Source organism: Bartonella taylorii (genome assembly GCF_023920105.1).
In the GTDB taxonomy this organism is placed as follows: Bacteria; Pseudomonadota; Alphaproteobacteria; order Rhizobiales; family Rhizobiaceae; genus Bartonella; species Bartonella taylorii.
The window spans coordinates 1,379,963-1,402,719 of record NZ_CP083693.1 but is presented as its reverse complement, the minus strand read 5'-3'; the positions used below and the strand labels follow the sequence as shown (position 1 = coordinate 1,402,719).

The following is a 22,757-nucleotide window of genomic DNA, read 5'->3' as shown; positions in this document are numbered from 1 at the left end:
ATGAACGTTTGAGTTTTTATGAAGCGCTCGACAGTTGTCTATTTTATTTTTTCTTTTCTATTTGTGCTGATTGTTTTGGTGGGAATTTCCACGTTTAGCAATATAATCTATGATCATTCTGCATTGGTTCAACAGTTTCCTACAGTTAAAAAGCACGATGTAGTTAAGGAGAAACAACAGGCGTCTAACAGTCTTTTGTCACTGAATGACCGCCTTCAACAAGGCAGTCTTGAAAATGGGCGTAAAGTTTTTCGCCAATGTGCTATATGCCATACCTCTGGTCGTAATGAATCAGGGCGTGTTGGTCCAGTGCTTTGGGACATAGTAAACCGTCCTTTAGCGGCGGCACAAAATTTTCCTTACTCACGGGCATTACGCGCGAATTCTGATCAAAAATGGGATTTTATAACTTTGGATCGTTATTTGCAATCACCACGTAAAGCGTTTCCAGGAACAACCATGTCCTTTCGTGGGATCAACAATGATCAAGATCGTGCTGATCTTTTGCTTTATTTACGCAGTCTATCCGATAATCCTGTTCCCTTAATGGGTAATGATAATAAAGTAGATGAGCCGAGCTAAACTATGCTAAGAGGATTAACTTGGGGAAGAGGTATGATTAGTTTTCGTTTGTAATTTTGGTTTCAAAGATTCACCAAGAGAATTGTTATTGACGCATCATCTAAAATTAACCCAATACAATTGTATTGGAAAATGAAAATAAAAAACGACAGCTTTTGTTCCTCGGCATTTTTTACTGATTATACCAACACTATCTGGTATCGGAATAGTAACGTTCATTATCATCCAATTTATGCTTGTGAGCCAAAAATGGTGTTTGATGTAAATGTGTAGGTACAGAATTATTGCTCTTTTACGTTATTTACAACCAAAATATCATTTGGGTTATTTGTTTATGAGTCATAATTTAAAGGTTGTTAAAGGACTTGCAAAGAAGTGATTGTCACGCGCAATGGAGAAATAGTTAAGCATGGTTCTGCCGATAGTATTTTTTCTCATTACCAAAATTCTTATATGCAAGCCTTGATGACTATTGTATTCGCATTGGAATCTTACCGTTTATAGGTAATGATATTAAATTGCGCAGACAATCCATTATAAAGGAGGATTTTTCCCACTAAAGGTTCACCAATGTTTGTGATAAGTTTAATGACTTCCATTGCTTGTAGTGTGCCGATGACCCCAGGTAAAGCACCGATGATTCCGGTTTCAGTACAGGACGAAATAGTTCCAAAAGCTGGTGGTTTGGGGAATAAATCGCGATAGTGAGGGTTGTTGTCTTTATAAGGCATGAGCACCGTTAGGGAGCCATTAAAGCGTCCTACAGCTCCACTTATTAAAGGTTTTGCACAGTGGGCTGCATGATCAGCAAGTAAATAGCGAGTGGCAAAATTATCACTACCATCAACAATGATTTGGTAGTCGTTGAGGAGTTCATCTACATTACTTTCTTTTAAGCGTAAATTGTATTTTTCAACGGTAATATGGGGGTTAATTGCTTCTATAGTGGTTTGGGCGCTGTCAGTTTTTTTTTGGTTGATTGCAGTTGTTTTGTGAATAACTTGACGTTGTAAATTGGAAAGCGAAACAATATCATCATCAACAATTCCGAGGGTGCCAACGCCTGCGGCTGCCAAATAGGTGAGGACAGGAGCACCAAGACCACCTGCGCCAACCACAAGAACGCGTGCAGCTTTCAATTTTTGTTGTCCTGCACCACCAATTTCAGGCAAAATGATGTGGCGTGCATAGCGTTCGATTTCTTCGTTGCTTAATTTTGTATCAGCTTCTTGTTTCATAGGTTTTCTCTTGTCATAGTTTTTTTATTGTTTACAAAGTTTATGGCACATAGGCTAGTCCGCTTTCAGTTATAGGGAGGTTTTGTTCATGAAAATTGCCATTCAGATGGATCATATTTCCACGCTCCGGATTCAAGGAGACACAACATTTGCACTTGCTTTAGCAGCGCAAGAACGCGGACACACTCTTTTTCATTATACGCCCGATCGTTTATCTATGCGCGATGGTTGTGTAATTGCACGATTAGAGGCATTGACGGTGTATGATGATGAGGGGCACCATTATCAATTGGGGAAGCCTGTTCGTACGGAATTAATAGATATGGATGTGGTACTTTTACGCCAAGATCCCCCCTTTGATCTCAATTATGTCACTACGACTCATTTGTTAGAGCGTATTCATCCTAAGACGCTCGTTGTGAATGATCCAGCATGGGTGCGCAATAGTCCAGAAAAGATTTTTGTTACTGAATTTTCTGATTTGATGCCAGAAACATTAATTACGAAGGATATTGAAGAAATAACCGCCTTTAGAGCTACATTTGGCGAAATAATTGTGAAGCCACTCTACGGCAACGGGGGAGCCGGTGTTTTTCATTTGAAACAGGATGATCGTAATTTGGCATCGCTGTTGGAAATGTTTGCCCAAGGTTACCGCGAACCTTTTATTGTTCAGCGTTATTTAGATGCAGTACGAAAAGGGGATAAACGGATTATTTTGCTTAATGGTACGCCTGTTGGAGCGATTAATCGGATTGCTGCAGAAACAGATGTTCGCTCTAATATGCATGTTGGAGGTCGCGCGGAAAATATTGATTTAACAAAACGTGATTATGAGATTTGCGAACGCATTGGTTCAACTTTGCAGGAACGTGGTCTTCTTCTTGTGGGCATTGATGTGATCGGAGATTATATAACAGAAATTAATGTGACGTCTCCTACTGGAATTCGTGAAATTAAACGTTTTTCTGGTACGGATATTGCTCATCTTTTCTGGGATGTTGTTGAATTAAAACGTTCAAATTAAATTTGTTAAAAAAGGAAGCAATATGGTTTTGTCAGAAAAGTTATGAATGTTGCTTTTTTATATTTGTTATGTTGCAAATGTGAATTACAATTTAAATTATCATATAATGCGAGCAAGAGGCTTTGATTCACATGTTAAGGAGTGCAGAGATGAAAACAGTGTTAACAGTTGGAGTGGGACTATTTTTCGCACTTGTGTTGACAAGTATGGGCAATGCGCGTGATCAAATTCAGATTACTGGTTCATCTACAGTTTTACCTTATCAAAAAATCGTTGCTGAGATATTCGGAGAAACTTACCCTCATTTTAAGGTTCCAGTTATAGAATCGGGTGGAACAGGAGTTGGTATTAAGGAGTTTTGTCGTGGTGTTGGAGAGAACACTATTGATATCGTTAATGCTTCGCGAGCGATGAAGCCAAGTGAATTGCAGTCTTGTTTTGATGCTGGTGTAAAAGATGTTGAGGAAATACGCATCGGGTATGACGGCATTGTTTTTGCAACAGATATAAATGGCCCTGATTGGAAATTGCTGCCAGTAGATGTCTATAGGGCACTTGCTGCTCAGATTATTGTAGACGGGAAATTGCAGCCCAATAACATTTCCAAATGGAACGCCGTCAATAGTGCTCTTCCTGATTGGACGATAGCAGCTTATATTCCTGGAGAAAAGCATGGAACGCGTGAAGTTTTTGAAGAAAAATTACTGGCTGCGGGCTGTAAGTCCAGTGGAGCAGTTGAGGCGATGAAAGCTTTGGGAATGGATGATAAGGCGATACATGCTGCTTGTGTCGCAGTGCGTAGGGATGGAAAGGCTATTGATATTGATGGGGATTATTCTGAAACATTTGCACGTCTGACTTCTAATAAAACAGGGGTTGGTATTTTTGGTTTGTCTTTTTATCAAAATAATGCTGATAGGCTAAAGGTTGCAGATATTAACGGTTTTGCGCCAACTGTTGAAACAATCTCTCATGGTAAATATCCAGTTTCTCGTCCACTTTTTTTCTATGTTAAGAAAGCGCATTTAAGTATTGTTCCAAGTTTGCGCGAATATGTCGACTTTTTTCTTTCTGATCAAATGATTGGTCCAGATGGCCCATTGGCTGAATATGGTTTGATTGTTGCTTCTGAAAAAGAGCGCCAAGCGCAGCGTTCAGCTTTTTCTGCTGGTAGAGTGATGACTTTGAAATAATTTTCTGGATTTGCGGTGTGGGAATTTTCTGTGCTGCTTTTTTATAAAAATTGAAAGACAATATGCGCATTTCCTTCATTATTTTTCTGTTATTGCTTCTTGGTTTTATTGGATTTTGTATTTCTTATATGCGTGCTCGCACTTTTGAATACGCACAATACAAAATGCACTCTCGTGCCTATTATCATGGCTGGTGGACATTTTCGATGACTGTTATTCCAGCTCTTGTTTTTTTAATTCTTTGGGATAGTGGGAGTGCAATTTATTTAGAGTATAGTGCCTCTCGAGAGGTTTGGGCATATAGCGCGTATGTGAAAGAGCTTGTAGATCATGACTTTATTTTGGGAATTATCCGCAATTTGGTTAAAATGATTCATCGCTTGGAGGGAGATTTTGCTACGGCTTCGTATGAAGAAGTGCGGGCACAATTATTCGCCAAAGGCTTTGTTTTGCCTCATGAAACATCAGATGATATATTAAGGATAGCACAGTCATGGGTTAATTTTTCTGAAAAGTTGCAGTTTATTGGACGTAGTGTCCTTTTTATCATTGCGGTTTTAGGCCTTATCTATGGAATTATGCAAATTGCTCCGCGTCAGCGTGCACGCAATAAAGTTGAGTGTTTGATTATTATTGGATTGGTTTGTGCATCTATAGTCGCGGTTTTGACGACAGTAGCCATTGCATTCTCTATGTTTTTTCAAACGATGAGTTTTTTTCAGTCTGTACCCTTTTCAAATTTCTTTTTTGGAACGGTTTGGGATCCCCGTTTTTCAGCTAGCGGTTCGAGTAATGGAGTGGGACAATTTGGTCTCATACCACTCCTTGCCGGTACACTTTATATTGCATTTGTAGCAATGCTTTTTGCTGTTCCTATTGGATTATTTTCAGCTCTTTATATGGCCGAATATGCTTCTACTCGATTGCGATCAATTGTGAAGCCATTGTTGGAAGTGCTTGCTGGTATTCCAACCATTGTTTATGGTTTTTTTGCTTTGAAGGTTGTAGGTCCATTTTTACGTGATCTCTCTGTTTCTCTCTCTGGTGGTGTTGGTTTTATTATGGCTCAAAGTGTTTTGACTGCTGGAGTTGTGATGGGAATTATGTTGATTCCTTTTGTTTCTTCTTTGTCCGATGATGTTATTACGGCTGTTCCGCGTTTTTTACGCGAAGGCTCTTATGGTTTAGGAGCAACGCAATCTGAAACGATTAAAAAAGTAGTTATACCGGCAGCGCTTCCAGGAATTATGGGAGCCATTTTATTGACCGCATCGCGTGCAATTGGAGAGACGATGATTGTGGTTTTGGCGGCAGGTGTTGCAGCGAACTTAACGTTTAATCCATTTGAAGCAATGACTACAATGACGGTTAAGATTGTTAATCAATTGACAGGTGATTTTGAATTTAATTCTCCACAAACTCTTGTTGCGTTTGCTTTAGGGATGACACTCTTTATTATGACTCTTTTGATGAATATTCTTGCTCTTTATATCGTGCGTAAATATCGGGAACAATATGAATGAATGAAAATTTTCTTTTTTCTCGTCGCAATATTGTTCTCAAACGCCGATATTGGGCTGAGCGTCGTTTCCGCGCGTATGGCCTAATTGCCATTTTTATTGGTTTATTTTTTTTATTTGCACTTTTATGGACTGTCATTAGCCAAGGTTATACAGCTTTTTTTCAAAGTGAAATGATGTTATCAATTTATTTGGATGAAAAGGTTATTGATCCAAATGGGCAGCGTGAAATAAATCCACAAATACTCATAACTGCCAATTATCCACTTCTTGTACGGAATGCTTTAGCAAAAAAGCTTGATATAGATCAAAATGATAGGGCATCTCTGCGGGATGTTAACCGTATGTTTTCAAATAGTGTACGTGTTCAACTACGTGAGATGGTAACAAAGAATCCAAAACTCATTGGAACAACGCAAAAAATCAAAGTCTTGGCGGCAGCGGATATTGATTCTGCTTATAAAGGGCAGATTGATTTGCATGTAGCAGAAAAAAACCGCAAAGTTTCTAATCGTCAAGTGGAATGGATAAGACGCTTGGCGTATGATGGTGCGCTTTACAAAACATTTAATTTTGGTTTTTTTACATTTGGTGCTTCAAGTCGTGCTGAGACTGCGGGGTTAGGTGTTGCGATAATCGGCTCTCTTTACATGATAGTTATAGTTTTAGTGATTTCGCTCCCGATAGGGATAGCAACGGCTCTTTATTTGGAAGAATATGCACGCAAAAATAAGTTTACAGATTTTATTGAGGTTAATATCAATAATCTTGCAGCTGTACCTTCGATTGTTTTTGGTCTTTTAGGACTTTCTGTTTTTGTTAATTTTTTTGGATTGCCACGTTCTGCCTCTTTCGTTGGTGGGCTTGTTTTGGCTCTTATGACGCTTCCTACAATCATTATTGCGACACGCTCTGCTTTGCGTGCAGTTCCTCTTTCTATTCGCGCAGCAGCTTTAGGATTGGGAGCATCAAAAACACAAATGGTTTTTCATCATGTTGTTCCTTTAGCAGCGCCTGGTATTTTAACTGGCACGATTATTGGTGTAGCTCAGGCTCTGGGTGAAACTGCACCTTTGCTTTTGATTGGAATGGTTGCTTTTGTTGTGAATATTCCTGCTACACCCATGGATCCAGCAACAGCTTTGCCTGTTCAAATTTTCATGTGGGCAGGTGAAGCAGAGCGCGCTTTTGTTGAGAAGACATCGGGTGCTATTATCGTATTAATGATTTTTCTTGCGATCATGAATATTTCTGCAGTTTTTTTACGTCGGCGATTTGAGCGGCGTCAGTAACTTCGATAAATCAGTAATTTTGATAAGGTTTGTGTTTTAAAATAAAGTGAGTTTTTGTAATGAAAATTAAAATGCGTGGTCAAGATGTAAAGGTTTCTTATGGAAGCAAGGAAGCACTCCATGGTATTACGCTTGATATTCCTGAACATCAGGTCACGGCTTTGATAGGTCCTTCCGGTTGCGGAAAATCGACTTTTTTGCGCTGTTTTAATCGTATGAATGATACGATTGAAGGCGCTAAAATAACGGGTCTTATTACCTTAGATGGAGAGAATATTTATGACCAAAGGATTGATGTTGTAGAGTTGCGCGCCCGTGTAGGGATGGTTTTTCAAAAGCCCAGTCCTTTTCCAAAATCTATTTTTGAGAATGTTGCCTATGGACCACGTATTCACGGTTTAGTCAAATCGCGTGCTGAATTGCATGATGTGGTTGAAAAAAGTTTGAGGCAGGCAGGTTTATTTGAAGAAGTAAAAGATCGTCTTCATGAGGCAGGAACAAGTTTATCAGGAGGGCAGCAACAACGCTTGTGTATTGCGCGTGCCATTGCAGTTAGTCCTGAAGTTATTTTGATGGATGAACCCTGTTCAGCTCTTGATCCAATTGCTACAGCACGTATTGAAGAGCTTATCGATGCATTACGACAAAATTATACAATTGTTATTGTGACACACTCCATGCAACAGGCGGCGCGTGTTTCTCAATATACAGCTATGTTTCATTTGGGGCATTTGGTAGAAGTTGGTGCGACTGAAATGATCTTCACCTCGCCAAAAGAACAACGCACGCAAGATTATATTACGGGGCGTTTTGGATAGGTGAATTGAGGAGTATAAGCTATGTCTATGAACCATACTGTTCGTTCTTATGATGCAGAACTAAAATATTTGAAAGCAAGGATTACAGAAATGGGGAGTCATGCGGAAAGGATGATTGAACGTTCTGTTGCATCGATTGTGTGTAATGATCTTCAACTTGCGACGACAGTGATTGCTGATGATTTGTTTTTAGATAAAGCAGAACGTGATATTGATGAAAAAGCGATTACCATCATTTGCAAACGCCAACCGATGGCTGTTGATCTGCGTGAAATTATTGGTGCTATTCGTATCTCTTCTGATCTTGAGCGGATTGGGGATATGGCCAAAAACATTGCAAAGCGGACGGTAGCACTTTCAGAAACACGTCAACCCACTGCTTTTTACTATGGGCTTGAAACGATTACAGCTTTAGCGCTCAATCAATTAAAGGAAGTATTGAGTGCTTACACGAGCCGTTTATTGGAGCGTGTTGATGCAGTACGCGAACGCGATGGTAAAATTGATGCTCTATATACTTCTCTTTTTCGTGAGCTTTTGACGTACATGATGGAAGATATGCGCAATATTACGGTCTGTACGCACTTACTGTTTTGTTTAAAAAATATTGAACGCATTGGTGATCATGTCACCAATATTGCGGAAATGCTGCATTATATCATAACAGGCCATCATATGTCTTCTGATCGTCCTCGCGATGATCTTACTTATAAAGTTGGGGTAGGTGAGAAGAAAACAGATTAATTTTTTCTCATATTATGAAATAAGATTGTTTTTAAAAATAAAAAGCATTGTACATTTTCTTTCCGTATGGTTGTAGGAAGAATATAAAAAATATTATAGGCAAGTGTTAAAGAAGTAACGAAGAGGCTTTTTAAGATAATATTGCAGATTTTTAATTCTTAATTTGACACATTTGGATATTGGGTCATATCATTACTTATATTTTTTCCGAAGGCGGAGCTTCTTTCTGATTATTTTTTCAAATTTGTATCGAAGGGTATTCGTGTTGGTTGTCATCAATATTGATGGAGACAGTTTCAGTGCTCCAATCTTTATTCATATATAGAGTTGTTAGAGAGTTTTCGCACAGGCATATTATTTTTTTGGCGATTGAAGCATAAGGGTTGAATAGGGGTTGATATTGTGTGGCTACATTTTTCCATTAAGGAAAACAATATTGATCTATAAATTAAGAATTTTTTATTTTTTATTTCGCATAAATGCCTCTTAATTACGACTTGTATTAAAATTTTACTAAGTAGTAACAATTAATCATATACTTTCTTTGAATATACATTTAAAACTCATTCGAATTTTGAATACTTCAAAGATATGAGAATGTGTTGTAAAGATGAAAAAAAATTATTGGACTGTTTTTGTTACTTGTTTTCTAGCGCCGTTAGTTATTGTGGGATGTGCTTCAGATCATTTTGGTGTTGGAAAAGTAAATGATAATAAGAAGACAAAAACAGTGATGTATCCATTGACTGAGCGTCAATGCCTTATGCGTGCAATGTATTTTGAATCAAATCGTACAAGTCGTGAGGGAATGATAGCTGTTGGAACCGTTGTTATGAATCGTGTTAATTCAACCGCCTATCCAAAGACAATTTGTGGTGTTGTTGGTCAGTACAAACAGTTTGCTCCCGGTGTTTTAACGCGTCCTATGACGGAGCCTGCATCTGTTGCTCGTGTTAGAGAGGCAGCTGATGCTGTTTTGCGCGGCGAACGGGATCGGAAACTTAAAAACGCTAAGTTTTTTCATACCGCGGGTTTATCTTTTCCTTATAAAAACATGCATTATGTTCGTGTTGCAGGGGGAAATGCCTTTTATGAAAAGCGTTCACGTGATGGATCGCTTCAAGTTCCTACGAATGATCGTCCTTATGATGTTGCTTATGCTTTTGCCCAAGAACGTTCTGGCAATGCACCGAGTTTCATGGACGCAAGTGTAGCAAGTAAAGAGATAAAAGCAGAGGAAAAGAAAAACGCCCCTCTTCCGATAGAAATAACGCAGGCAAATAAGGTGCGTACCACGTCTTTTGTTGCAGTACAGCTTGATAAGGTTCCTATTCCTACATCTGCACCTCATCGTATAGATAAGGAAGGGGAAAGCAAATCAATTGTGGCCGCCTATGTTATGCCTTCATCAGATCAGTTAAATGCAATTGTTGCAGTATTAGAAAAACGGTACAGAAGCCGGTAACTTTTTCACAACAAAAGAAGGAATTGGTAATGTACTTTGATACTCATGAAACCATTTCACCTGAAATGCTTAATCGTCTTGCAGAAATTACAGTAAAAGTCGGGTTGAATTTACAAGAGGGGCAAGATCTTGTTTTGACGGCTCCAGTTTCAGCATTACCTTTTGTTAGGCGTATTGCATATCACGCCTATAAGGTTGGTGCCGGTGTGATTACGCCACTTTTTAGTGATGATATGTTATCACTAACACGTTTTGAAAACGCACATACTGCTAGTTTCGATTGTGCGCCTTCTTGGCTATATGAGGGAATGGCGAAGGCTTTTGAAAATGGGGCTGCGCGTTTAGCTATTGTTGGTGATAATCCTTTGCTACTTTTCAATCAAGATTTTGATAAGGTTGCACGTTTAAATAAAGCTACTTCAATTGCTTACCAGCCGGCTCTCAAAAAAATATCGAATTTTGCCATGAATTGGTCGATTGTTGCTTATCCAACAGCAGGGTGGGCTGAGACAATGTTCCCTTCTTTGCCGCTTGATGAGGCGATCAAGAAGTTAGCTACTGCAATTTTTTCTGCTTCACGTGTTACAGAAGAAGATCCAGTGCACGCATGGGTTGTTCATAATGCAAGTTTGAAACAACGGTCATCTTGGCTTAATGAGCAGCGTTTTTCTGCTTTGCACTTTAAAGGACCAGGGACTGATTTAACAGTTGGTTTGGCAGATGATCATGAATGGCATGGTGGTGCAGCGGCTGCTCAAAACGGTGTGGTATGCAATCCTAATATTCCGACAGAAGAAGTATTCACCACGCCTCATGCATATAAGGTGGAGGGTTTTGTGCGTTCGACGAAGCCTCTTTCCTATCAAGGAGCACTTATTGATAATATTGAGGTGCGGTTTGAGGCGGGGCGTATTGTTGATGCGCGTGCTTCGACCGGGCAGGAAGTTTTGCAACAGGTTTTGCAAAGTGATGAGGGAGCAAGTCGATTGGGTGAAGTTGCTCTTGTTCCACATTCTTCACCAATTTCTAAGAGTAACCTTCTTTTTTATAACACATTATTTGATGAAAATGCTGCATGTCATATTGCTTTAGGGCAGTGTTATTCCAAATGCTTTTTAGATGGAGCGTCGTTGACAGTAGAAGAAATTGCAGCGCGTGGTGGTAATAAAAGTGTGATTCATATTGACTGGATGATTGGCTCAGGTGAAATTGATATAGATGGCATTACGCAAGATGATAGGAGAGTTCCTGTATTTCGTAAGGGTGAATGGGCTTAATATTATTATTTTTTTCCAATGGTATTGTTGGAATGCGTATAATTATTGAAGATAATAGATGCCTGAGCTTCCTGAAGTAGAAACAGTTCGTCGTGGACTTGAGCCGTTTGTGACTGGTGCAAAGATTATTTCTGTTACACTTAATCGCAAGGATTTGCGTTTTCCTTTCCCTGATGCGTTTTCTGAGAGACTTATAGGCAGGAAGATCATAGAACTTGGTCGGAGAGCTAAATATTTGTTGTTTCATCTTTCACGCGATGAAACGATTTTGAGTCATTTAGGAATGTCAGGATCATGGCGCGTAGAAGATGATCTTTTAAAAAAAAACTCTCCTGCTACCGAGAAATTTGTTAGGCATGATCATTTTGTCATGGATATTCAGGCGCAGGATGGCAAAGTTTATCATCTTACTTATAATGATGTTCGTCGTTTTGGGTTTATGCTTTTAGTAGATACAAACAGGCTTTATGAACATCCGCTTTTAAAGAAGCTAGGGCTCGAGCCTATGGGTAATGCGTTTTCTGGTAATTATTTACAAGAGGTTTTTGTTAATAAAAAAATATCTCTTAAGGGAGCTTTGCTTGATCAGACTATTGTTGCGGGTCTTGGGAATATTTATGTGTGCGAAGCTCTTTGGCGTAGTCGTCTGTCACCACAGCGTAGAGCATTTACATTAGCATTGAAAACTGTACGTGCACGTGAAATTGCGGATTCCTTAGCACAGAATATACGCAATGTGATTGCTGAAGCAATTTTGTCTGGTGGATCTTCTTTACGTGATTATATGCATGTAGATGGCTCTCTCGGTTATTTTCAACATGCTTTTTCAGTGTATGGACGAGAAGGCAAAGAATGTTTGCAATGTGGAACGCCTATTGTTCGTATTCTACAGTATGGGCGTTCAAGTTTTTACTGTTCACAATGTCAAAAATGAATAAGATCTCTTGCAAAATTCTACAGGAGGCTTAAAGTCATATTGACAATTACATAAGGCTTGGGAGGCTTCTTTTTATGCTAAATAAAGTACTAACACATCTTGATGAAAATATAGAAAAGAGCCTTGAACGCCTTTTTTCTCTTTTACGTTTTCGATCGATTTCAACAGACTCGGCTTATAAGGATGAATGTCGCAAAGCAGCTGATTGGTTAGTAGAGGATTTGAAGACTATAGGTTTTGAGGCTTCACGGCGTGATACGCCAGGTCATCCAATGGTTGTTGGGCATCATCCAGGTCCTTCAGATGATTGTCTACATGTGTTGTTTTATGGACATTATGATGTTCAACCTGTTGATCCGCTGAGTTTATGGGAAGATGATCCGTTTACACCTTCTTTAAAAGAGAGAGATGGAGAGAAAGTTATTTGTGCTCGTGGAGCTTCCGATGACAAAGGCCAGCTTATGACCTTTATTGAGGCATGTCGTGCATTTAAGAAAGAAACAGGGCAGCTTCCTGTTAAGGTTACTGTTTTATGTGAAGGCGAAGAAGAATGTGCTTCTCCTTCACTTATTCCTTTTTTGAAAGCAAATAAGGAGGAACTTAAAGCAGATTGTGCACTGGTTTGTGATACATCTATGTGGGATGCAGATACACCATCTGTTTCTGTTGCTCTTCGGGGGATTATGGCGGAAGAGATTATTATCACAGCGGCTAATCGTGATTTACATTCTGGTTATTTTGGGGGAGCTGCAGCCAATCCCATTCGTATTTTAGCTAAAGTTTTGGCAGGAATGCATGATGAAAATAATAGAGTGACACTTCCTGGTTTTTATGATGGTGTAGAAGAAACACCTCCACATATTTTACAATCATGGAATGAACTTAATTGTACTGCTGAAAATTTACTTGGTCCTATAGGTCTTTCCATTCCTTCTGGTGAAAAAGGGCGGAGCATTTTAGAGCTCGTATGGGCACGTCCTACCATGGAAATTAATGGTGTTAGTGGCGGCTATGAAGGGGAAGGGGTGAAAACGGTTATTGCTTCTCAAGCGAGTGCAAAAGTGTCGTGTCGTTTAGTCCATAAGCAAGATCCAGAGAAAATACGTCAAGCCTTTCGTGATTATGTACGCAGCTCTATTCCTGCTGACTGTACAGTGACCTTTAAGAATCACGGTTCTTCTCCGGCAATGCAGCTTTCCTATGATTCATCTTTTATTAAAGCGGCAAAGGATGCTTTATCACAAGAGTGGGAGGTTCCTGCTGTGTTGACATGTATGGGTGGTTCGATTCCAATTGTAGCAGACTTTCAGTCAATTCTTGGTATGGAAACTGTATTGGTTGGTTTTGCACTAGCTGATGATCGTATTCATTCGCCTAATGAAAAGTATAATTTAAAATCATTTCATAAGGGGCAGCGGTCTTGGGCGCGTATTCTTGCGGCTTTAGCAAATAGGAGGGTAAATGGCTGAGATTCGCGTTCATCAAGGTGATTTACCAAACTTAGACAATTATCAAATTGATGCCGTTGCGATTGATACTGAGACTTTAGGATTACAACCACACCGTGATCGTTTATGTGTTGTTCAGCTTTCTTCTGGTGATGGTACTGCTGACATTATACAGATTGCTAAAGGGCAAAAAAGTGCTCCCAATTTAGTTCGGTTGCTTGAAGATAAGGCAATCACCAAAATATTTCATTTTGGACGTTTTGATCTTTCTATTTTAGCGCATACATTTGGCGTTATGCCAGATGTAGTTTTTTGTACAAAAATTGCTTCAAAACTCACGCGTACCTACACGGATCGTCATGGATTAAAAGAGATTTGTGGTGAATTGCTGAATGTGAATATTTCTAAACAGCAGCAATCTTCAGATTGGGCTGCAGAGACTTTATCACGCGCGCAAATTGAGTACGCTGCATCGGATGTTTTATATTTGCATCGTTTAAAAGATATATTTGAAGAACGCTTAAGACGTGAAGAGCGAGAAAATGTTGCAAAGGCATGTTTTCAATTTTTACCTATGAGGGCAAGACTCGATCTTTTGGGATGGTCGGAGGTTGATATTTTCGCGCATAACTGAGTTTAAAAATTTGCTTTTAAAATTGTAGTAAAAAGAATTATTGATGTAACTAGAAAACAATGCCTGTAATACACGGGCATTGTTTTCTTTCTTCTATTTTGATGATAGTGTGATTATGACATAATTCTTAGCACAGTGAGTGTATTCCATTTAAAAATTGTACAATAAAAGTGCGTTTTGAATCCGCATTTTTTGTGTTTATAACTGTTTTTATTTTAAGGTTTACGAAAAAAATAAACAGCCTAGAGAATGGAAGCAAAAAATATGGGTAACAAAATTACAGTGAAGGTTTATTATGCGAATGCTGATAAATTGCATTGGGGGAATACGGGGTGAAATATCTTTGCTAGAGAAATGCATTAACACTCGTTCAGTTTTTTTTACATCTGATGGATAGATTATGTTTTAATGATTTAAAACCAGCAGTTTCTATATTGATAGAGCTTAAAAAATTCCATTTATTTTAAAATCAAAGTGCTCCAAAACTTCGTTTTTTGAGAGTTCTCACTTTATTATCTATAAGCGTATCATTTTTTATGGAAATTTGAAACGAGAACTCTAAGTAAAATACATTATGAATATTACTATGGAGATAAATTCTATGAATATGAGATATTTTATTGTTACATCTGCAGCTTTCGCTTCAGTATGTGCCTTTTCTTCAGCCTCTGTGGCACAAGGGGCTAATCGTGTGGCTGCTTCTTCTAAAGATTTTGTGAATAAACAAGTTAGCAATTTTTTAGATAAAGCCTCTAATAAGAAACTTTTGGGTATTGTTGATAACAAAGGGGAAGCGGTTGCTAAGCTCGTAGCTGTATCATGGCAACCTAAAAAAAGACGTCCAAGATTTTGGAAAGGACCGCAACGGCCAAATCTATTTTCTCGAGGACCAATGAGTTTTAAATAAGCGAAGAAGAAGCATCAAGAGATAATTTTATTATTGGGATGTAGCGAAGTGCACAGGAGTGAGGTACTTTTTCGGGTTTGGGATTCGATTTTGGTGAAGATTCCTGTGCGCTTTTAGTTATGAGGCTAGTTTTGTAGTAATTTAGAGAGATCGTATAGAGGGTTAGTATATGCGAGCAATGGATAGTTACAAAATCTGTAGATTTGCAAGCATGTAACGCGGAGGATTTTGGCTTGTCGATGATTTTAAATGTTACAAAGTTCTATTTTTAATGAGTTTTTTTATTTTTCATCTCTGGTTTTGTTATTTTTGTTCCAGAAGTTTAAGAGCCATTTCTGTTTTCCTAGGAGGTATGAGTTATCGTTTTTAGCAAGATCCATAATTTTTTGAGCAAGGTTGAGCTTTAAGATTTTTGGAAAATACCCTTTCAGTGTTTATAGGGGGAGTGGTGTGGTTTGTGCAATAAGATCTACAAAAGAGATGGTTTACGGACGATTATAGAGGAGTTTTCAGGTGCAGATTTTTTTCTAGTATGGAGAAAAATCTAACAAGTCGTTGCATGTAATGCGATGGGTAAAGTCACAGAAGGTGTTTGTGTACGTTCTAGTGGTGGTGTTGCATTTGCAACGATCTACAGTGCATGCTTGAGACAGAAAATATTGTTTTTCAGATTTTGCAAAAACTCATAGAGAACAGCATCTCGTTTGACGAGAGGGTGATTTCTACATTGGTATAGCTTACAAATTCCCATTTATTACAGATCAAATGGCGAAGGGGGAGGAGGGGATTTTTGTTTTTTTTATGAGTGTATCATTTTTACTACAGATATCTGTAAGGGGGGCTCTATATGAAATCACGTGTTCAAATATCAGCTATGGAGAAAAATTATGAATATGAAATGGTTAATAACAGCTTCTGCTTTTGCGTTAGTTTCAGTTTCAGCAGCGCATGCAGCAGATGTTATTGTTCCCCCTCAGCCTACACCAGTTTCACCAGTTATTGTTGCTCCCACTTTTTCTTGGACAGGTTTTTATATTGGTGGCCAGGTTGGTGGTTTTTCAAGTAAAACGAAGATGGATATTCTCAGTAATGGAAAAACCATTCCGGTGAATGATGAATTTTTGCCTAAATTATCAGGTTTTATGGGGGGACTTTATGCAGGTTCCAATGTTGATCTTGGTAATGGCCTTATTTTAGGTGTTGATACAGATTTCATGTGGTCTGATAAAGATGATACGAAAACGGGGAAAGTATATGAGATTGCTCCAAATCATGTAGCATATGTTAATAAGATCCTGAAAGACGCTGGAATTAAGATTGGTGAGAATGTACTCAAAGCTGGTGATAAACGGGCGCACAGTTTTACTTTTAAAGAAAAGTGGGCTGGTGCTACGCGGATACGGATTGGTTTTGCTGCTGAACGTATTATGCCCTATGTTGCTGGTGGTATTGCCTATACACAACTTCAAGATATTGCGTCTGTATCAATAACAGAAAAAGATACAGGTAAAGTAATAGCTTCTGGTAATTTGTCTGATGAAAGAAAGACGTTTGTTGGTTACACCCTTGGTGCTGGTGTTGATTTAGCAATGACCAATAATATTATTGTCCGTGCAGAATATCGTTACTCGGATTTTGGTAAAAAGAAATTCTCAAACGATAAATATGAAACTTCTCACAAAACCAATGATTTTCGCGTTGGTGTAGCTTACAAATTTTAACGTATGGTAAGCTAAATTACTAAAACGTTTGTTTCTAGCGACACTTCCAGTATTTTTCTGTGACTATATTATCACATAATACAGATTATTGCATATGTGGAATGTTGCTATGCATTGGATTTTGGTAAAGAGAAATGCGTAAACAAAAAGCAGAAATTTAACTTTAATATCAATGATTTCCGCATATATGTAATGTGAAAGATTTCATATAAAACGAAATTACTCAGAGGCTCCATCTTTGACGGAGCCTCTATTTTTGTAATTGTGTCATTTTTACTACAGATTTTCTTTGGACAGTCGTATAGCATTGCATCATAATAAATTTAGGAGCAAAATATTATGAATATAAAATCTTTAATAACGACTTCTGTTATCGCTTTGGTTTCAGCTTCTGCTGTACAGGCTGCGGATGTTGTAATTCCACATCATGAAGTAGTGCCAGCTATTACAGCCCCTGCTTTTTCTTGGACAGGTCTTTATATTGGTGGTCAAGTTGGAAATTTTTCAAGTAAAGTTGAAATAACTGATCCTGATACAAAAAATAAATGGAACAAAGATGATACGCCTAAGCCTTCTGGTTTCATAGGTGGCATTTATGCGGGCTCTAATATAGATCTTGGAAGTGGTCTGATTCTAGGTGTTGAAACCGATGCAGTTTGGGCTGACAGAGAAGATGCAAAAACAGGTTCTTCAAAAGCCATTGGAACAACTGATCTTGAAGGTTTTAGGGCTCGTCTTACAAAGGTTAAGGCCACTTTTGCTACAGGAAAAACAGTTACTGATATCAAGCCAGAAGACAAGCATACAGATAGTGTCACTTTAAAGGAAAAATGGTCTGGTGCTACTCGGGTACGTATTGGTTTTGGGGCTGCTGATCGCATTATGCCTTATGTTGCTGGTGGTGTTGCCTATGCGCAGATGGAGGCTATCCATTCGGTTAAGGTAACGCAAGCAGCGGATGGTGCAGAAATTGCTACTGCTAAATTGGATGATAAAACAAAGACGTTTGTTGGTTATACCATTGGTGGTGGTATTGATTTCGCTATGACCGATAATGTTTTATTGCGTGCAGAATATCGTTACTCAGATTTCGGTAAAAAGAAATTCGAAAAGGATGATAATGAAGTTAGCTACAAGACCAATGATTTCCGTGTTGGTGTAGCTTACAAATTCTAATTTCGTAAAAAAACGAAATTGTTAATACAAAATTAAATTACTAAGAGGCTCCGTTTTTGGCGGAGCCTCTATTTTTTTGTGAATGTATCATTTTTGCTACAGATATTTTAAAAGAGATGCACTATATATAACTCGTTTTGGATATTTGGAGATATTTTATGAATACGAAACGTTTAATAACGGCATCTATTTTTGCTTTAATTTCAGCTTCTGCAGCGCAGGCAGCTGATGTAATGGTTCCTCATCAACCAACAACACCTGCTTCATCAGCTTTTGTAGCTCCCACTTTTACGTGGTCAGGTTTTTACTTGGGTGGCCAAGTTGGTGGGTTTTCAAGTAAAACTGATATGAGCATTATTGGTAAGCACAAAACTGTACCGCTAAATAAAGATTTGTCGCCTAAACTTTCAGGTTTTGAAGGTGGTCTTTACGCAGGTTCTAATATTGATCTTGGTGATAGCTTCATTTTTGGTATCGATACGGATTTAATGTGGTCTGGGCAAAAACACACAAAAACCATCACTGTTGGCGCGTCTGATAATGCGGCAGTGGACAATTTAATCGCAAGATCTCGCAGATCAGTACGATCAGCGTCAGGGGCGTCATCAACAACAATCGGGGCATCAGTATCAGCAGCGAAATCAGAAACAAGAACACCGCAGGCAGAATCAGAAACAACGAAGCCAGGAGCCGCAGTACCGCAGGCAGCATCATCAGAGCCAGCAGCATCATCAGAGCCAGCAACACCAGCAGCATCATTGAAGCCAGCAGAATCAGCACCGCAGGTATCAGTAGTGAAGCCAGCAGGGATACCGCAGGTAGCATCATCGAAGCCAGCAGCACTCGCCGCAAGTGGGACAGGTGATGCTAGCCGTAGTCATTATCACAGTGCATCTAATGGAACTAGTCATGGTTCTCATCCACATGCTACTAATCCCCATGTAGGACAGAAGGTGGCTGGACATGGTGCACAAGGTGCGCAAGTGGCGGATAAGAACGCTACCAATGTGTATGGTATAGAGCAAGTGAAGCAAGAGATCGCTGCACTTGATCTTGAACAAGGTCGTGAAGTTGAAAGTTTAAGCCATACTTTAAAGCAAAATTGGTCTGGTGCCACACGGGCGCGTATCGGTTTTGCTACTGATCGCTTTATGCCTTATGTTGCTGGTGGTATTGCTTATACGCAGCTCCAAGACACTATATCCATATCATTTAAGAAAGGGGATGGAAGAGTTGTTTCTTCTAAAAACTTAACCGATGAAACAAAAACGATGATTGGTTATACCCTTGGTGGTGGTATTGATTTCGCTATGACTGATAATGTTTTATTGCGTGCAGAATATCGTTACTCTGATTTTGGTAAAAAGAAATTTGCAAAGGAAAAACTTGAAATAAGATACAAAACCAATGATTTCCGTGTTGGTGTAGCTTATAAGTTCTAGTTTTTTAAGAGTAAGTTGCTAAGAGGCTCCGCTTATAGTGGAGCCTCTATTTTTTGAGGAGATTATTTTTGTGTTTCCTTTCTTGATAGTTTCATGATAAAGCCCATGAGGTGTGATGATATATCTTCTTGATCGCTGCTTAATACGAATGATAAGCTCGGCTTTCCCTATAGATTAAAAAACCAGAGTTGCAGGGTTCAGGGAAGTTATGCAAAAATGAAATCGTAAAAGTGGACAGGAATATTTCACAATGGCTGTGAAAAATGAAACAATAGATTACTCGAAAACTCTTTATCTACCACAAACAAATTTTCCTATGCGTGCGGGGTTACCGCAAAAAGAGCTTGAATTGATGGCACGGTGGGAAGATATGGGGCTTTATACGCAATTACGCCAACAAGCAAAAGATCGCCCACTTTACATTCTGCATGATGGACCACCTTACGCAAATGGACATATCCATATTGGGCATGCTTTAAACAAAGTTTTAAAGGATGTGATTGTTCGTTCATTCCAAATGCGTGGTTTTAACGCAAACTATGTACCTGGTTGGGATTGCCATGGGCTTCCAATTGAATGGAAGATTGAAGAAAAATATCGTGCGCAAGGGAAAAATAAAGATGATGTACCCCTTAACGAATTTCGTCAAGAATGCCGTGAATTTGCACAACATTGGATAACTGTTCAAAGTGAAGAATTTAAACGCCTTGGCGTTGTTGGAGATTTTAACACGCCCTATACCACAATGGCTTTTCATGCAGAAGCACGCATTGCTAGTGAATTGATGAAATTTGCTATGTCAGATCAGATTTATCGTGGTTCAAAGCCTGTGATGTGGTCTGTTGTGGAGCGTACGGCTTTGGCAGAGGCGGAGATTGAATATCATGATCATGAATCAGAGGTCATATGGGTTAAGTTTCCTGTTTTTGAAACAGATTCTAGCGATTTGTATGGCGCTTATGTTGTGATTTGGACAACGACTCCGTGGACAATTCCTGGTAACCGTGCGGTTAGTTATTCTTCACAGATTTCTTACGGTGTTTACGAAGTTGAAAGCGCAGAAAATGATTTTGGTCCTCAAGCTGGAGAAAAACTTCTCTTTGCTGATGCATTGTCTATGAGCTGTGCAGAAAAAGCAAAACTTGTTTTGAAGCGTTTACGTGTTATTTCTAATGATGAGCTTAAAAGGCTTTTTCTTTCTCATCCACTCAAAGGTTTAGCTGGAGGTTATAATTATAAGATTGCGCTACTTGATGGTTCTCACGTAACAGAGAGTGCTGGTACCGGTTTTGTTCATACAGCACCTAGCCATGGTCGTGAGGATTTTGAAATTTGGAATGCTTATAAGCCTCTATTGGAGCAGGCTGGTATTGATTCGTCTATACCTTTTCCTGTTGATGATGCTGGTTTTTATACCAAGGATGTCCCTGGTTTTGGACCGGACCGTAAAGAGGGGCCCGTACGTGTTATTGATGATCATGGAAAAATGGGTGATGCTAATAAAGAAGTGATAAACGCTTTAATTAAAGCGGATCGATTGTTTGCACGCGGTCGTTTAAAACATTCCTATCCTCACAGTTGGCGTTCAAAAAAACCTGTTATTTTTCGTAATACGCCGCAATGGTTTATTTCAATGGATAAAGATCTTGGAGATGGTTCAACTTTACGTAGTCGTGCTTTGGAGGCTATTTCGATGACGCGTTTTGTTCCTTCTTCTGGTCAAAACCGTTTGGCTTCTATGGTAGCAGATCGTCCTGATTGGGTTCTTTCTCGTCAGCGCGCTTGGGGTGTTCCAATTTGTATTTTTGCCAATGAGGATGGTGTTGTTCTGAAAGATGAGCGAGTGAATGAGCGTATTTTGCAAGCTTTTGAAAAAGAAGGGGCAGATGCGTGGTTTACTGAGGGAGCACGTGAACGTTTTTTAGGTGAGCGTGTGCATGAGTCTTGGAAACAGGTCCGTGATATTCTTGATGTTTGGTTTGATTCTGGAGCGAGCCATAGTTTTGTACTAGAGGATCGAGCTGATTTGAAATGGCCTGCCGATGTTTATTTTGAAGGATCTGATCAACATCGTGGGTGGTTCCAGTCTTCTCTTTTGGAAAGTTGTGGTACGCGCGCTTGTTCTCCTTATAAGGCGGTGATCACGCACGGTTTTACTTTGGATGAGAATGGCAAGAAAATGTCTAAGTCCTTAGGAAACACGGTTGTTCCGCAAGAAATCATTAAAACATCTGGTGCTGATATTTTTCGTCTCTGGGTGATGACAACGGATTATTGGGAAGATCAGCGTCTAGGCAAAAAAATTCTTCAAACAAATGTGGATTCATATCGTAAATTGCGTAATGCAATTCGTTGGATGCTTGGAACTTTAGCACATGATGAAGGAGAAGAAATCTCTTATTGTGCATTGCCAGATCTTGAAAAATTTATATTGCATCGACTTTTTGAACTCGATCATTTGGTTAATCGCGCCTATGACGAGTTTGATTTTAAAAAGATTATGCGTGCATTGTTGGATTTTTCGATTATTGAGTTATCAGCATTTTATTTTGATATCCGCAAAGATTCTCTTTATTGCGATGCACCTTCATCAAAAAAACGTAAAGCTTCTTTGCAGGTTGTCCGTGAGGTTTTTGAGCACATGGTGACATGGCTTGCTCCAATGTTGCCTTTTACGATGGAAGAAGCTTGGTTAGAGCGTTACCCAAAAAGTCAATCGGTGCATTTGGAACAGTTTCGCTCTATGCGAGAGGAGTGGCAGAATGAATCTTTGGCTGAACGTTGGAAAAAAGTTCGTCAGGTTCGCAAAGTTGTGACGGGTGCTTTAGAGCTTGAGCGAGCGGACAAGCGTATTGGATCATCTTTAGAAGCAGCACCCATTGTTTTTATTTCTAATCCAACTTTACTGGAAGCATTAGAGAATCTAGATATGGCGGAAATTTGTATCACCAGTGCTCTAACAATTAAACAGGATACACCGCCTAAGGATGCTTTTACTCTAAGTGATGTTGAAGGCGTTGGTGTGTATCCTAGGAAGGCGTTAGGGCAAAAATGTGCGAGGTCATGGCGTTATACACAAGATGTTGGTAGTGATCCAGCTTATCCTGATGTATCTGCTCGCGATGCGGCTGCTTTGCGTGAATTACAGATGCTCGGCAGGATTTAAAGTTTAGATCAAGAGGAGGAGGAAATGCTGAGTTGTAAAGAGCATTTTACAGTTTGATTTCTGTCATTGATGCGTATAGCCTTTTATGGTAGTGGTAAGATCCGTTGTTTTTCCGTGGGGGTAATTTGTGTGTGGACCAGATCTCCAATAAATTGCGGGAGAATCAATTA

18 protein-coding genes are annotated in these 22,757 nt (G+C 39.2%); 17 read left to right on the top strand and 1 reads right to left on the bottom strand.

What is annotated here, in order from left to right; translation table 11 throughout:
- Positions 1-18 precede the first annotated feature (18 nt).
- Positions 19-582, top strand: coding sequence for a c-type cytochrome (locus LBE40_RS06160; RefSeq protein ID WP_004858695.1), 564 nt, complete (start codon positions 19-21; stop codon positions 580-582).
- 491 nt (positions 583-1,073) lie between these two features.
- Here LBE40_RS06160 and LBE40_RS06155 read toward each other — a convergent pair whose 3' ends face one another.
- Positions 1,074-1,820 (bottom strand): molybdopterin-synthase adenylyltransferase MoeB, encoded by a 747-nt coding sequence (locus tag LBE40_RS06155; protein WP_004858697.1) that lies wholly within the window; start codon positions 1,818-1,820, stop codon positions 1,074-1,076.
- 88 nt (positions 1,821-1,908) lie between these two features.
- Here LBE40_RS06155 and gshB point away from each other — a divergent pair, with 88 nt between their 5' ends.
- The 16 genes from gshB (at position 1,909) to ileS (ending at position 22,587) form a co-directional block, all read left to right on the top strand.
- Positions 1,909-2,847, top strand: a complete 939-nt coding sequence (gene gshB, locus LBE40_RS06150; RefSeq protein WP_004858698.1) for a glutathione synthase — start codon at positions 1,909-1,911, stop codon at positions 2,845-2,847.
- Between the two features lie 149 nt (positions 2,848-2,996).
- Positions 2,997-4,040: a substrate-binding domain-containing protein gene (locus tag LBE40_RS06145; protein ID WP_004858699.1), complete on the top strand. Its 1,044-nt coding sequence runs from the start codon at positions 2,997-2,999 to the stop codon at positions 4,038-4,040.
- A 62-nt stretch (positions 4,041-4,102) separates the two neighbouring features.
- Entirely contained in the window at positions 4,103-5,563 is a 1,461-nt protein-coding gene (pstC, locus tag LBE40_RS06140; protein ID WP_004858700.1) for a phosphate ABC transporter permease subunit PstC, read from the top strand.
- Positions 5,560-6,852: a phosphate ABC transporter permease PstA gene (gene pstA, locus LBE40_RS06135; protein WP_004858701.1), complete on the top strand. Its 1,293-nt coding sequence runs from the start codon at positions 5,560-5,562 to the stop codon at positions 6,850-6,852. The genes pstC and pstA overlap by 4 nt, the downstream gene beginning before the upstream one ends.
- A gap of 59 nt (positions 6,853-6,911) precedes the next feature.
- Positions 6,912-7,670 (top strand): phosphate ABC transporter ATP-binding protein PstB, encoded by a 759-nt coding sequence (pstB, locus tag LBE40_RS06130; RefSeq protein WP_004858702.1) that lies wholly within the window; start codon positions 6,912-6,914, stop codon positions 7,668-7,670.
- A gap of 21 nt (positions 7,671-7,691) precedes the next feature.
- Complete coding sequence (gene phoU / locus LBE40_RS06125; protein WP_004858704.1) at positions 7,692-8,414, top strand: phosphate signaling complex protein PhoU; 723 nt, start codon at positions 7,692-7,694, stop codon at positions 8,412-8,414.
- Between the two features lie 610 nt (positions 8,415-9,024).
- Positions 9,025-9,879, top strand: a complete 855-nt coding sequence (locus tag LBE40_RS06120) for a cell wall hydrolase (protein WP_004858706.1) — start codon at positions 9,025-9,027, stop codon at positions 9,877-9,879.
- Between the two features lie 29 nt (positions 9,880-9,908).
- Positions 9,909-11,156 (top strand): aminopeptidase, encoded by a 1,248-nt coding sequence (locus LBE40_RS06115; protein ID WP_004858712.1) that lies wholly within the window; start codon positions 9,909-9,911, stop codon positions 11,154-11,156.
- 58 nt (positions 11,157-11,214) lie between these two features.
- Complete coding sequence (gene mutM / locus LBE40_RS06110; protein WP_004858714.1) at positions 11,215-12,090, top strand: bifunctional DNA-formamidopyrimidine glycosylase/DNA-(apurinic or apyrimidinic site) lyase; 876 nt, start codon at positions 11,215-11,217, stop codon at positions 12,088-12,090.
- Between the two features lie 77 nt (positions 12,091-12,167).
- Complete coding sequence (locus LBE40_RS06105) at positions 12,168-13,562, top strand: dipeptidase (protein WP_004858715.1); 1,395 nt, start codon at positions 12,168-12,170, stop codon at positions 13,560-13,562.
- A complete protein-coding gene (locus tag LBE40_RS06100; RefSeq protein WP_004858718.1) occupies positions 13,555-14,175 on the top strand; it encodes a ribonuclease D in 621 nt (206 codons plus the stop codon). The genes LBE40_RS06105 and LBE40_RS06100 overlap by 8 nt, the downstream gene beginning before the upstream one ends.
- A gap of 601 nt (positions 14,176-14,776) precedes the next feature.
- Positions 14,777-15,082 carry a hypothetical protein gene (locus tag LBE40_RS06095; RefSeq protein ID WP_004858719.1) on the top strand — a complete coding sequence of 102 codons (306 nt, stop codon included), beginning with the start codon at positions 14,777-14,779 and terminating at the stop codon, positions 15,080-15,082.
- 887 nt (positions 15,083-15,969) lie between these two features.
- The gene (locus tag LBE40_RS06090; protein WP_004858721.1) at positions 15,970-16,803 is read left to right on the top strand and encodes an outer membrane protein; all 834 of its coding nucleotides are present in this window, start codon (positions 15,970-15,972) and stop codon (positions 16,801-16,803) included.
- A 339-nt stretch (positions 16,804-17,142) separates the two neighbouring features.
- Positions 17,143-17,979, top strand: a complete 837-nt coding sequence (locus LBE40_RS06085; RefSeq protein WP_004858723.1) for a porin — start codon at positions 17,143-17,145, stop codon at positions 17,977-17,979.
- Between the two features lie 158 nt (positions 17,980-18,137).
- Positions 18,138-19,421, top strand: a complete 1,284-nt coding sequence (locus tag LBE40_RS06080) for an outer membrane protein (RefSeq protein ID WP_004858726.1) — start codon at positions 18,138-18,140, stop codon at positions 19,419-19,421.
- Between the two features lie 250 nt (positions 19,422-19,671).
- Positions 19,672-22,587, top strand: coding sequence for an isoleucine--tRNA ligase (gene ileS, locus LBE40_RS06075; protein WP_004858728.1), 2,916 nt, complete (start codon positions 19,672-19,674; stop codon positions 22,585-22,587).
- The last annotated feature ends 170 nt before the right edge of the window (positions 22,588-22,757 follow it).

What these genes read in the sequence shown, in the direction of transcription:
- LBE40_RS06160 (WP_004858695.1), top strand. Translation starts at nt 19, where the DNA reads ATGAAGCGCTCGACAGTTGTCTATTTTATTTTTTCTTTTCTATTTGTG.
- LBE40_RS06155 (WP_004858697.1), bottom strand. Translation starts at nt 1,820, where the DNA reads ATGAAACAAGAAGCTGATACAAAATTAAGCAACGAAGAAATCGAACGC.
- gshB (WP_004858698.1), top strand. Translation starts at nt 1,909, where the DNA reads ATGAAAATTGCCATTCAGATGGATCATATTTCCACGCTCCGGATTCAA.
- LBE40_RS06145 (WP_004858699.1), top strand. Translation starts at nt 2,997, where the DNA reads ATGAAAACAGTGTTAACAGTTGGAGTGGGACTATTTTTCGCACTTGTG.
- pstC (WP_004858700.1), top strand. Translation starts at nt 4,103, where the DNA reads ATGCGCATTTCCTTCATTATTTTTCTGTTATTGCTTCTTGGTTTTATT.
- pstA (WP_004858701.1), top strand. Translation starts at nt 5,560, where the DNA reads ATGAATGAAAATTTTCTTTTTTCTCGTCGCAATATTGTTCTCAAACGC.
- pstB (WP_004858702.1), top strand. Translation starts at nt 6,912, where the DNA reads ATGAAAATTAAAATGCGTGGTCAAGATGTAAAGGTTTCTTATGGAAGC.
- phoU (WP_004858704.1), top strand. Translation starts at nt 7,692, where the DNA reads ATGTCTATGAACCATACTGTTCGTTCTTATGATGCAGAACTAAAATAT.
- LBE40_RS06120 (WP_004858706.1), top strand. Translation starts at nt 9,025, where the DNA reads ATGAAAAAAAATTATTGGACTGTTTTTGTTACTTGTTTTCTAGCGCCG.
- LBE40_RS06115 (WP_004858712.1), top strand. Translation starts at nt 9,909, where the DNA reads ATGTACTTTGATACTCATGAAACCATTTCACCTGAAATGCTTAATCGT.
- mutM (WP_004858714.1), top strand. Translation starts at nt 11,215, where the DNA reads ATGCCTGAGCTTCCTGAAGTAGAAACAGTTCGTCGTGGACTTGAGCCG.
- LBE40_RS06105 (WP_004858715.1), top strand. Translation starts at nt 12,168, where the DNA reads ATGCTAAATAAAGTACTAACACATCTTGATGAAAATATAGAAAAGAGC.
- LBE40_RS06100 (WP_004858718.1), top strand. Translation starts at nt 13,555, where the DNA reads ATGGCTGAGATTCGCGTTCATCAAGGTGATTTACCAAACTTAGACAAT.
- LBE40_RS06095 (WP_004858719.1), top strand. Translation starts at nt 14,777, where the DNA reads ATGAATATGAGATATTTTATTGTTACATCTGCAGCTTTCGCTTCAGTA.
- LBE40_RS06090 (WP_004858721.1), top strand. Translation starts at nt 15,970, where the DNA reads ATGAATATGAAATGGTTAATAACAGCTTCTGCTTTTGCGTTAGTTTCA.
- LBE40_RS06085 (WP_004858723.1), top strand. Translation starts at nt 17,143, where the DNA reads ATGAATATAAAATCTTTAATAACGACTTCTGTTATCGCTTTGGTTTCA.
- LBE40_RS06080 (WP_004858726.1), top strand. Translation starts at nt 18,138, where the DNA reads ATGAATACGAAACGTTTAATAACGGCATCTATTTTTGCTTTAATTTCA.
- ileS (WP_004858728.1), top strand. Translation starts at nt 19,672, where the DNA reads ATGGCTGTGAAAAATGAAACAATAGATTACTCGAAAACTCTTTATCTA.